This is a genomic window from Rheinheimera sp. (assembly GCF_020217005.1).
In the GTDB taxonomy this organism is placed as follows: Bacteria; Pseudomonadota; Gammaproteobacteria; order Enterobacterales; family Alteromonadaceae; genus Pararheinheimera.
Genome location: NZ_JAIWOI010000249.1, coordinates 1 through 10,000 on the forward strand (window position 1 = coordinate 1; position 10,000 = coordinate 10,000).

General features: G+C 44.9%; 7 protein-coding genes. 2 read left to right on the top strand and 5 right to left on the bottom strand.

Annotated elements, in window-relative coordinates; genetic code table 11:
* Window positions 1-652: 652 nt before the first annotated feature.
* The 3 genes from LDL40_RS12155 to LDL40_RS12165 all read right to left on the bottom strand — a co-directional run bounded on the left by LDL40_RS12155 (window position 653) and on the right by LDL40_RS12165 (window position 5,430).
* Window positions 653-1,759 (bottom strand): META domain-containing protein, encoded by a 1,107-nt coding sequence (locus tag LDL40_RS12155; protein ID WP_300995643.1) that lies wholly within the window; start codon window positions 1,757-1,759, stop codon window positions 653-655.
* 81 nt (window positions 1,760-1,840) lie between these two features.
* Window positions 1,841-2,734: an alpha/beta hydrolase gene (locus LDL40_RS12160; RefSeq protein WP_300995644.1), complete on the bottom strand. Its 894-nt coding sequence runs from the start codon at window positions 2,732-2,734 to the stop codon at window positions 1,841-1,843.
* Between the two features lie 104 nt (window positions 2,735-2,838).
* A complete protein-coding gene (locus LDL40_RS12165) occupies window positions 2,839-5,430 on the bottom strand; it encodes a TonB-dependent siderophore receptor (protein WP_300995646.1) in 2,592 nt (863 codons plus the stop codon).
* A 292-nt stretch (window positions 5,431-5,722) separates the two neighbouring features.
* Here LDL40_RS12165 and LDL40_RS12170 point away from each other — a divergent pair, with 292 nt between their 5' ends.
* Window positions 5,723-7,939 (top strand): S9 family peptidase, encoded by a 2,217-nt coding sequence (locus LDL40_RS12170; RefSeq protein WP_300995648.1) that lies wholly within the window; start codon window positions 5,723-5,725, stop codon window positions 7,937-7,939.
* Window positions 7,940-8,018: 79 nt separating this feature from the next.
* Here LDL40_RS12170 and LDL40_RS12175 read toward each other — a convergent pair whose 3' ends face one another.
* The gene (locus LDL40_RS12175) at window positions 8,019-9,002 is read right to left on the bottom strand and encodes a 2-hydroxyacid dehydrogenase (RefSeq protein WP_300995649.1); all 984 of its coding nucleotides are present in this window, start codon (window positions 9,000-9,002) and stop codon (window positions 8,019-8,021) included.
* Window positions 9,003-9,090: 88 nt separating this feature from the next.
* A complete protein-coding gene (locus LDL40_RS12180) occupies window positions 9,091-9,576 on the bottom strand; it encodes a glutathione peroxidase (RefSeq protein ID WP_300995651.1) in 486 nt (161 codons plus the stop codon).
* A gap of 101 nt (window positions 9,577-9,677) precedes the next feature.
* Between LDL40_RS12180 and LDL40_RS12185 the strand changes: the two genes are divergently transcribed.
* On the top strand, window positions 9,678-10,000 hold a 323-nt coding region (locus LDL40_RS12185), incomplete at its 3' end, for an NAD(P)-binding domain-containing protein (protein WP_300995652.1).

Genomic DNA, 10,000 nt, shown 5'->3' on the forward strand with positions numbered 1-10,000 from the left:
TATGCGAATTTAGTGGTGGACCATTCGAGCAGGGCATCCCCCATGCGACCAAACTGCCGGGAGCAGTTTGGGACCGCCAACGGCGGGTCCCGCAGGGACGAATCCCAGGATGGGGTGAGCACAAAAACGTCCGGAACGTTTTTGAACGGCGAAGCCGGCCCGAAGGGGCCAGGGTAGGACGCCCGCAATAAAGTAGTTCACCGCCCCCGAACTCAGCACAGATCTGCTCAACTATCAAACACAACAGCCTACAAGGGACGTCCGTACAGGCGATTGCACCCTACTTAGATTTATGCAAAAGTATTCAAATTCAAACAAATATAAAATCCTAAGGCCAATCCATGCCGAGCCCACTACGCAATTACAGCAACAATGTACTGATTGCAATAAGTCGGTTACTAAACGCCATACTGGGAGGTAATCCTAGCCTGACTTTAAGCGCGCGGGCTGGTCTGCACTATAGAAAAGGGCAATGGAGACAACGAAGATGGTTGATTAACAGACTATTCTGGCTGCAACAGGACCATTGTGAGTTTGCCATACGACTCGATACCGATAAAAATCAGCAGGCGATAACAGCTATTGAAGGAAGTAAGGTAACAAAAACAGAGCCTTTGTGACACCACGCGACATCACAAAGGCACAATCAGTATTAATTTAAGGCTGGTTTCATTTCCACAACTACTTCATTGTTGTGGAATAACTGCAACTTGTCGCCATTTAATTCGATGCGATCAGCCATTTGTAAATGCTGTGTAAAGTTCGACTCATAGTAGTTACTCTGAGCGCAATACTTCTTAGTGCTTACTAATGGCTCTACTTTCAATAAATTAGAGCTTTGGCTATAGCTTGCATTAAACACGTTACAACCAGAGAAACCGTACAGCTTTGCATTATCATTAAACAGCATACGCAAGTTGTATTGCTGAGGAACCTGAATAAACTTTACCCGTTCAACCCGCCAGACAATACCTTGTACCTTTGCAACACTTAATGTATCTGGACAGGTTGCGCCAGGCCAAAACTGTTCAAACTTTTCAACAAACAGCATTTTGTCTTCTTTTGGACTTTGGCGGGCAATCATAGTGGCTATCACCGGCTTGCCATTCAGATTTTTATCAGTCTGATAACTACGCAGCATCGGAATATGATGTTGTGTCATGGCTATAGTTGATTTATCACCGTTGTTGCAAGAGGTAAAAAAGGCTTGATTATCAATAACCTGATACATTCCAAGCATCTGCATGCTAGTATCTAGCTTTAAGAAGTTGTTTGAACGTATTAGCTCGTAGTTATCTTTTGATACTACAGGTTTACCTGCTTCATCCAGTAACACTACTTTGTTGTTGCTAACAAACTGGAAAGAAGGGATCTTAGTTTGCTGAGACATCAGGTGAATTACACGCCCCTCTAACAGCCAGGTGCCTTTCACCAGATTCACTTCATGCTGGTCGATAAACTCCTGACGAGCCTCAAACTTGCCATCTTGGAACAAGTTGACATGATACTTTACGCCTGGACAGCCTTCACAGGGCAAAGTACCAATAAAACTCATGTCCCGGTCGATAAAAATATGGCCAAAGTCAGTCGCCTGCGCCTGAGCTATGTTGTCATTTAATACTTCGTTTTCAACTAATTCAGGTTCAGTCGCCACTACAGGCGCACTGACTTCATCTACTGGGGCTGGTGGTTGCTCTGGCAACTGACTGCAGCCAGCCAAAGCAACAACTAAAGCGCTAACTATAAAACTTTGCTTCATATCTATCTGGATCCGGAGAAAATTGGCGCCATTATAAAGCAACTGAGCAGACAGTCGAATGGAATTACCGATTAAAAATTGTCATATTTTATTCTCCGTAAGTTGTTGCAGGAAATTGAGCACCGCAACTGCACTTTGTTGTGGGTTTTCTTGCATAAAACAATGTCCGCCTGTGACCTGATGCAGCTGTACAGAAGGATTTAACTTGCGCCATTTTTCCGCCGATTTGCTGACAAAAGGATAAGTCTTGTTGCCGTAGATCAGAAAAACAGGTTTACACTTGTGTTTAAGTTGTTTCCAAAGCTGTTTTGGATAAGATGCAAAGATTTCAGCTTCACGCTCTGCTTTGCATTTTAGTGTCAAACCTTGATTTGTATGATGTAGCGCATGATCAATATAACTTGCCAGCGCTTCGTCCTGCCAGTTTTTAAACATCCCCCTGTGCTGCAAATAGCTGTAGGCAGAATCTTTGTCAGGCCAATGCTGGCGGCGATTTAAGGCTTTTTTGGCCATTGGATTTTTTTTATATAGTCCAAGCCAGTCTAATGCCTGCATCAAAGTCAACATACCTGGTGTAAACAACACAGGATCAAGTAACACCACCGCATGGAAAGGGCTGTTGATTTTACTGTTGATCAGTGCGGTTAACACGCCACCAAAACTGTGACCCACACCATAGCAGGGTACTGTCGCAAACAAGTGTTTATGCGCAAGCCAGGCTTCAAGCGCCAAATCAGCACTTTGGTTCCAGCCAACAAAAGCCCCCCCATGATCGCTGTCTCCATGGCCTTGAGCATCAGATAAAAATAGGTCAAAGAATGGGAGTAACCCAGCTAAAAAGGGCTGGTACATCCGGCTGCAGTAGCCATTGCCATGCAGGATATGAAGTACAGCTTTACCTGTTGGTGGAGTATAAAATCCGCGTAATGTAAAACCTTGTCTTGTGGAGTAATTCCAGGGGATTAAGTCCATCATTGCTCTTTTCTGGCCAAACCTGCCCGCACTTTGCCATGGTCATACCAGATCTGCAAATACAAAAGCCCGGCATAACACCGGGCTTTACATTTTTTCAGGACGGGTTAGAAGTTATAGTTCAGACGAACATAATAGAATCCGCCGTTGATGCCCATAACTGCAGTAGTTGGATACTTAGAACCTGCTACGCCTTGCCATTCATGTTCATCAGGGTAGGCGTCAAACAAGTTTTGCGCACCTACGCTGATTTCATAGCTGTCGTTGACTGTATAGCTCAATTCTACGTCAGTCGTGATTGCAGAACCAACTTCAATGGGTAAACCACCGTCGGCAGCAGTTAATACACCGCTGTCTAAATGGTCTTCATAGAAAGAACCAAAATGATTGAGTCGTACATAACCTTTCCAATCACCATAATTCTGGTTCACAGTAAAGCTGCCACGGACTCGAGGTAAACCACGCTCCAATTGCTCAACTTTAGCTTCGCTGATATTGCTTGAGTAGCTATCAACAGTGGTGTCAGTCCAGTTGTATGCAAAGGCTAAACCTGTGCGGCCATTCCATAAATCAAAACTATAGTTGGCAACTAAATCCAGACCTTGCGTCGTTGTATCGAAGTCGTTAGTAAAATATTTAACGCCTGTGAAACTGCTAGCATCTTTAACACCTAAAGCTAACAGCGCTTCGATATCCTCAGGAGTTAAATCCAGAGAAGACGTTTGACTAATACGATCTTCTACTTTGATATGGAAATAATCCAAAGTGACGTACCAATCATTCACCTCAACTACAGTACCTACAGAGAAGTTTTTCGACTCTTCCGGAGTTAATGGTTTACCACCTTTTTGGATTGAGATAGGGTGGGTTGGTGGTAAAGTTGCAGTGTCAACCAAACCTGCTGGGCTAAAAGATGTCGTTACGTTACGTACGTTACTTTGTCCTACTGTTGGAGCACGGAAACCGGTGCTTGCAGCAGCGCGGAACGCTATTTCATCTGTGGCCTGATAACGTGCTGTTATTTTGCCGTTGGTGGTGTCACCAAAGTCTTCAAAGTCTTCGAACCTTAATGCAAAATCCATACGGAAGTGATCGCTGAATTCGGCACCTAATTCGGTATATGCAGCATAGCTATAACGATTAAATGAACCCGCATCTTCTGGCTTAAATCCGGGGAAGCCGTTTGAACCTATACCAAAACCTTGTGAAGCCAGTGGACCCACTTCAAATGAAGCCGCGTCACCTGCATAAATTTCGAAAGTTTCATCACGATATTCCACACCACCGGCCACATTCAATGGATATGGCAGGGCGTCAAGCTCGAATGGTTTATTAAAATCTAAGTTAGCAGCTTTTTCCAACTGAACATATTTACCAGGGCTAAAAGCTCTCGGAGTATCGGGGCCTAAAGAAGCATTCAGAGTGTTTTTAATATAAAACTCTACTTCGCTGCGACCAACAGACATACTGGCATCAAAAGCCCAACCAGAGTCCAGCTCGCCTTTTACGCCAGAAGCGATAGCTGTATCGGTAATAACACCACCAAACTTAGGTGTAAAACCACCAGGTAACATACCGTAGTAAGTGAAACAATGCGCTGGCAGAGCATCAACATCGCTCTGGATAGCACCATGGTTGCGGATTGAACCATCAGGGTTTTGAGCTGCAACGCTAGGACATGCGCCTAAGCTTTCATCCAGGTTACCGATCAGCAGACTTTCGCCACCGTCATTGGAGTAGACACCACTACGAGTTGTCGGGTGACGGAAGTAAAAGCCACCTTCTACATCACGCTCTGCCCAGTTGGTGAATAAGTAAAATTCGCGGTTTTTCGCAACTTCCAGACCGACATTGGCAAATAATTTTGCATCGCGTTTGAACTCAGGTGAACCCCAAACTTGGGCTGGATCCGCGATGAAAGTGTTACCTGCTGCCGCAGAAGCCGCCGCGTCGTCACGTTGTACTGAGCGGCTGGTTGGATCGGCCTGCTTAAATTCACCGCTAATATTGGCAAAACCATTATCAGTGAAAGGAAGGCCTATATTGCCTGAGATTTGACGCAGGTCGCCATCACCCTCATAAAACTGACCACTTTTCACTTCAAATGAACCACCTTCAGCGGCATCTTTTAAGCGAAAGTTAATTACACCTGCAATCGCATCCGAACCATATTGTGCCGCTGCACCATCGCGTAATATTTCGACTTGTTTTAGTGCAATAGAGGGGATGACAGAAATATCAGGGCCTTGCGAGCCGTCAGAAATACCACTCCCTAAGAAGGTAATCACTGCAGCACGGTGACGTCTTTTTCCGTTGACTAATACCAATGTGCTATCTGGTGGCAGGCCACGTAAGTTTGCCGGGCGGATTAAGGTTGAAGCATCGTTAATGGGCTGGGCACTAACGTTAAACGAGGGGACAGCTGCGGTCATTAAGCTGACCATATCGCTGGTCCCCGTTTTGGAAAATTCTTCACCACCTATCACGTCAACCGGAACTGCTGAATCACCTACTGAACGCGGTGCACCACGAGCACCTATAACAACAATTTTTTCAACTGCTGCATCTTCAGCCTTTTTTTCTGCCGAGGCATCAGGGCTTTCCTGAGCTAATAAAGAGGTACTGAATAATAAGCTACCACATAAAGCGATCTTTATAGCGGCAGCAACAGGATGGTAGTGGTTTAGTTCATTCTTCATGGATGTTGCCTTCTCATCTGGATTTTTGTTTTGGCCCATTTTTATCTACGGGCTCTGTAATGACCATATTTGAAAAGTTCGGCTTTGTCCATCGCGATTTTTTGTGGTTTTAACGCCTCTTTATGGTGAGTTGTCGCACCAATCTGGTGCTTTACCTGGCTTCGCTTTGGTTTATTGCAAAAATATGACTAATAAATTGAACCTAAATAAATGAAAAATGTCGGATCCGGCTTGCTGTTTTACGCAAAGTCGATTCAGATAATGAGGTTACTTTAATCAAGGATTAATTCTGGTGAAAAAACTTGTTCCTCAGGCCGCTATTGCCGCCTTTTTGTTTTCAGCGACAACTCAAGCCGCTGCCAATTTAGCTTTGGATCGCTTGTTTGCAGAGCCCGCATTAAGCGGCACAGCGCCACGTTCTTTGAGTTTTTCTCCCGACGGCAGTCGTGTTACTTACCTTAAAGGGAAAGAAACTGATGCCAACAGACTGGATCTGTGGCAATACCAGATAAAAACCGGTAAACACAGCATTTTAGTTGATTCAGATCAATTGTTTAGCGGCCCAGAATACTTATCTGACGAAGAGAAAGCCAGACGGGAGCGATTACGTTTGTTCGCGAGCGGAATTGTGAGTTACAACTGGTCAAAAGATGGTCAAGCTTTGCTGTTTCCGTTGAACGGAGATTTATATTATTACGACTTGTCCAGCCAAAAAGCTCGTAAGTTAACCGACACTGAAGCTTTTGAAACCGATGCACAAATATCGCCCAAAGGTCAGTTTGTATCTTTTATTCGAGAACAAAATATTTTTGTGCTCAACCTTAAAACGGGCAGAGAAATTCAGTTAACCACAGATGGGAAAGGTCTGATAAAAAATGGTATGGCTGAATTTGTTGCCCAGGAAGAGATGGGCAGAATGACAGGCTACTGGTGGGCTCCTGACGATAGCAAAATTGCTTTTAGTCAGATTGACGAGTCGCCTGTGGCCGAAGCTGTACGTAATGAGATTTATGCTGATGAAATTAAACTCTTTAATCAGCGTTACCCATTTACTGGAACTGCCAACGTTAAGGTGAAACTAGGTGTAGTGGAGGTTCAACAGCCCAAGGTGCAATGGCTGGATTTAGGTAAAGAGCAGGATATCTACCTGGCCCGGGTCGATTGGAGTAAATCAGCCTCTGTGCTGACGTATCAATGGCAAAGTCGTGATCAGCAGCGTTTAGAACTTCGTTCTGTCGAATTACCTTCTGGAACTAGCAAAATCTTGCTAACTGAGCAAAGCCCAACTTGGTTAAATTTAAATGACGATTTGCATTTCTTAAAAGATAAACAGCACTTTGTCTGGGCCTCAGAACGGGATGGGTATAAGCATCTCTATTTGTACAAACTTGATGGGACTTTAGTACGTCAGTTGACTAAGGGTGAATGGATAGTTAATAAAATTGAAGCTATTAACGAAGATCAGGGCCTGATTTATTTCACTGGTCGGAAAGATACCCCATTGGAAAGCCATTTGTACTCAGTACCCGTGAAGGGCGGTGAGTCAAAACGATTGACTCAGGCTGAGTATTCGCACTCAGTGGTGATGGCAGAAACTGGCCAGAGCTTTATCGATAGTTATTCCAGTGTGTTACAGCCGACCAAAGTGGAATTGAAGAGTGTTGCAGGCAAAGTGTTGACAGTGCTTGAGTCTAATGAAGTTTCGGGTTCGCATCCTCTGGCGCAGTACAAAGACAGGCTGGTGAAACCTCGTTTTGGCACTTTAAAAGCTAAAGACGGCCAGACCTTGTATTACCGTGTATTCGAACCTGCTGTGCTTGAAAAAGGCAAAAAATACCCTGTTGTAGTAGGTGTATATGGCGGGCCTGGCGCTCAGCGCGTCACCAATAGCTGGAGCGCAAAAGACTTATACTTCCAGTATCTGGCACAAAACGGCTATATCGTATTCCAGTTGGATAACAGGGGGTCGGAAAACCGTGGTAAGGCCTTTGAGGATCCGATTTACAAAAAACTGGCTGTAGTAGAGCTCGAAGATCAAATCACTGGTGTGGAGTACTTACGAAGCCTGGCTTATGTAGATGCTGGGCGTATCGGCATTTATGGTCATAGCTACGGTGGTTACATGAGCATTATGGCGATGTTTAAAGCTGGTGATTATTTTAAGGCTGGTGTTGCCGGTGCTCCGGTCACGGATTGGGCTTTGTATGATACCCATTACACAGAGCGTTATCTGGGCCACCCTGCAAGTAATAAAGCAGGTTATGAGCAGAGTTCGGTATTCCCTTATGTGAAAGATTACCAGGGCAACCTGTTGATTTATCATGGTATGGCGGATGACAATGTGCTCTTTACCCATAGCACCAAGTTATATTCTGAATTGCAGAAACAGGGTAAATTATTTGACAGTATGGACTATCCCGGCAGCAAACATTCGATGTTTGGTCAGCCAGTACAGACCCATTTGCATAAAACCATCACAGCCTTTTTCGAGCGTCAGTTGAAAAAATAACAGTTGTTAGGGCGGGGCTTGCCCCCGCCCGTCTCAATCTCCGCTGAAGCTTTGTTTGGATCTGTACCAGACCATAGCATCACAGTTCATTACCACTTAAGCGGTTGGCCTTAAACGCCAACAGATTTTCACTGGTTACCTGACAAATTTGCTGTAAAGCTTCTTGCGTAAAAAAAGCCTGATGCCCTGTGATCAATACATTAGGAAAGGTCAGAAGGCGTTTAAATACGTCATCCTCAATCAGTTGGCCGGATAAATCCTGAAAAAACAAATCCGCTTCCTGCTCGTAGACATCCAGGCCTAAGTAACCAATCTTCCGGCTCTTCAGAGCCTTAATTACTGCCTTTGTATCTATCAAACCACCTCTGCTGGTGTTGATCAGCATCACGCCATTTTTCATCAAAGCAAGACTGGTATCATTGATCAGATGCTGAGTCTGCGGAGTCAGGGGGCAGTGCAGGCTAATCATATCTGACTCTGCCCATAATTCCTCTAAAGGCACATAGTGAGCACCAGCTTTAACCAGTTCTTCGTCCTTTTTGATGTCAAAACACAGCAGCTTCATACCAAAACCAAGTAAAATCTTGGCAGTAGCCACTCCTATACGTCCTGTACCAATTAACCCCGCAGTCTTGCCATACAGGTTAAATCCCAGCAGACCATCAAGGGCAAAGTTATCGTCCCTTACTCTGTTATAGGCTTTATGTAGTTTGCGGTTTAAGCAGAGCACCATGGCCACAGTATGTTCCGCGACTGCTTGAGGTGAATAGGCCGGAACCCGCGCCACACGCAATCCCAGTTCTTTAGCTTTGGTCAAATCGACGTTATTAAAACCGGCGCAGCGTAAGGCGATCATGCCTACACCCATCATTTTTAGCTCGGTGAGTACAGCTTCTGACAGATTATCGTTCACAAATACACAGACTGCTGCATAGCCTTGGGTCAATTTGGCGCTGTGTTGATCCAGTGGTACGTCAAAAAAACTAAACTCAAGGCTTGGGTCTGCCCATAGCTTAAAGCTTTCCTGATCGTATTTTTTGGCGCTAAAGACTGCAATTTTCATTAGTAGGGCTCCTTGCTCTGAAGTTTAAACTCAGAGTAACGCAAAAAACCGCAGCCTTTGTTGTTTTTAATCAAGACTCTGTCAATGGCTAGCTGGCCAGCACTTCTTCAATAGACTGATGCAGGCTGGATGGCTTTGTCCGAGGTGCATAACGCTTCACCACATCCCCTTCGCGATTGACTAAAAACTTGGTGAAGTTCCATTTGATAGCCCTGGTTTTCATCAAACCGCGAGCCTGGTCTTTTAAGTATTCAAACAAAGGTTCAGAGTCCAGACCATTGACCTGCACTTTGCCGAATACCGGGAAGCTCACTCCGTAGTTAAGCTGGCAGAATTGCTGTATTTCTTCATTAGTACCAGGTTCCTGGGCACCAAACTGATTACAGGGAAAAGCTAACACGACAAAGCCTTGATCTTTGTATTGTTGATAGAGAGCTTCAAGTTCCTGATACTGAGGCGTAAAACCACATTGACTGGCAGTATTCACTATCAATACCACTTTATCCCTGTACTGGGCTAAATCCACGTCCTGATCCTGACTATCCTTCACTTTAAAATGATGAACCTTTGGCATAACTGTCCTTTTGTGCAACTCGTCTGATGCTTTTGCGTCAGAGCCCCTGATTCTAGTAAGCTTCTTGGCATTCAAGTCTGTCACAGAAATAAGTCAAAATTATGTCAAAATTATCACAACAAAAAGTTGCCTTTGTCGGTTTGGGAGTCATGGGTTTTCCTATGGCAGGTCACCTGCAGCAAAAAGGCGAACAAGTCTGTGTTTATAACAGAACTCGTCAGAAAGCGCTGGATTGGGTGCAACAGTATGGTGGTACCTGTGCATCAACTCCGGCAGAGGCCGCATCTGGAGCAGATGTGGTGATGTTATGCGTGGGCAATGACGATGATGTGCGGTCGGTTGTGTACGGTGAGCAAGGTGTGTTGGCAACTATGCAAGCAGGTTCAGTGTTAGTAGACCATACAACAGCCTCTGCAGACTTAGC

Coding starts and splice junctions, on each gene's coding strand:
- LDL40_RS12175 (WP_300995649.1), bottom strand. CDS start 9,002: ATGAAAATTGCAGTCTTTAGCGCCAAAAAATACGATCAGGAAAGCTTT.
- LDL40_RS12155 (WP_300995643.1), bottom strand. CDS start 1,759: ATGAAGCAAAGTTTTATAGTTAGCGCTTTAGTTGTTGCTTTGGCTGGC.
- LDL40_RS12180 (WP_300995651.1), bottom strand. CDS start 9,576: ATGCCAAAGGTTCATCATTTTAAAGTGAAGGATAGTCAGGATCAGGAC.
- LDL40_RS12160 (WP_300995644.1), bottom strand. CDS start 2,734: ATGATGGACTTAATCCCCTGGAATTACTCCACAAGACAAGGTTTTACA.
- LDL40_RS12165 (WP_300995646.1), bottom strand. CDS start 5,430: ATGAAGAATGAACTAAACCACTACCATCCTGTTGCTGCCGCTATAAAG.